Origin of the sequence: Streptosporangium sp. G11 (assembly GCF_051192615.1) — a bacterium.
GTDB lineage: Bacteria > Actinomycetota > Actinomycetes > Streptosporangiales > Streptosporangiaceae > Streptosporangium.
In genome coordinates, this window is record NZ_JBPJUQ010000287.1 from 1 (window position 1) to 1,409 (window position 1,409).

The following is a 1,409-nucleotide window of genomic DNA, read 5'->3' on the forward strand; positions in this document are numbered from 1 at the left end:
ACGTCTACTTCGAGCCGATGAACGAGCCGCACGGCTACTCATCGGCGGACTGGCGCAACGTCGCGGCGAACTGGCTCAGCTATCACACCTCGGCGGTGCCCGGCCGGGTGCTCATCGGCGGCACCGGCTTCAGTCAGGACCTGCGGGACATCTGCAACGACAGCCGCTTCAACTCGACGCTGCTGTCCTTCCACTACTACGCCTTCTTCTACGGCGCCATGACCTACGACGCTTTCCGAAGCCACATCCAGACGCGTCTGGGCAACTGCGCCTCCCGCGCGGTCGCGACCGAGTTCGGCGCGCCGATGTCCACCGGCCTCAACTACGGCGACGCGAACAGCACCGACAACTTCGTGCGCTACCTCCGCGCCATGGCCCAGGTCATGCGTGACAACCAGATGGGCGGCACCTACTGGCCCGCCATCGGCGGCAAGACGGGCACCATCGGCTACGACTGGTACTCGATGTACGCTCTGGGTGGCAGCGGCACCAATCTCATCTTGACCACCCGCAACGGCCACGGCGCCAACCGGGTCCGGTATGCCTGGGGCGACACCGTCAGCGGCCCCACCCCTACCCCCACACCTACCGCTTCGCCGGAAACGGTCTACAGGATCGACGCGCGCCACAGCGGCAAGGCCGTGGACGTCCAGCAACCGAACACCGCCAACGGTGCGCGCGTCGGCCAGTACACCTACGGCGGCAACGCATGGCAGCAGTGGCAGTTCCAGGACGCCGGCAGCGGCTACTGGCGCATCATCAGCCGCCACAGCGGAAAGTGTCTTGATGTGGTGGGCGCTTCGACCGCCGACGGTGCCGAGCTCGTCCAGTACACCTGTGGCACCGGCGCCAACCAGCAGTTCCAGATGGTCGCCAACGGCGGCTACTTTCAGCTCCGGGCACGACACAGCGGCAAATGCGTGGACGTACCGGCCGCGTCGACCGCGAACGGCGTGATCCTCAAGCAGTATCCGTGCAACACCGGCACCAACCAGCAGTGGTCGCGCACGGCCGTCTGACGGTCGTCTCGACGTGACCGCGGATCCGCGGTACAGCCCTCACGCCCCCGGCGCCGATCCCGTGCTGTGTGCTCGGTGCCGGGAGCCGGATTGCCGTGGTGTCGGGTTGGTGGCGCGTTCGCGCGATCTTCTCGTTCAGAGTGTGGTGGTGCGCCGCTCAAGGCGTGTTTCCCGTCGCGGACGAAGCAGGCCGTGCTCAAGTGGCGAGACCTATGGCGCGAACGCGGCTACTTCACCGGCCACGAAGCCCGTCTCGATGATGTCCAGGCCGTAGGCCGCCTGACGGCCGGAAGATCCCGTGCCGACCGGTTCCCGGGGCCCCGGCGTTCCCGGGTTTTGATGCGGTATGCCGATGTTGAGTGCTTGGCCAGGTGGAAGATGAAAGAGCGC

2 protein-coding genes are annotated in these 1,409 nt (G+C 66.6%); both read left to right on the top strand.

Annotated features, from left to right (window positions below; all coding sequences use genetic code 11):
- On the top strand, positions 1-1,019 hold a 1,019-nt coding region (locus tag ACSDR0_RS50580), incomplete at its 5' end, for an RICIN domain-containing protein (RefSeq protein ID WP_435296129.1).
- Between the two features lie 192 nt (positions 1,020-1,211).
- The coding region (locus ACSDR0_RS50585; protein ID WP_435296130.1) for a hypothetical protein at positions 1,212-1,409 on the top strand (198 nt) is incomplete at its 3' end.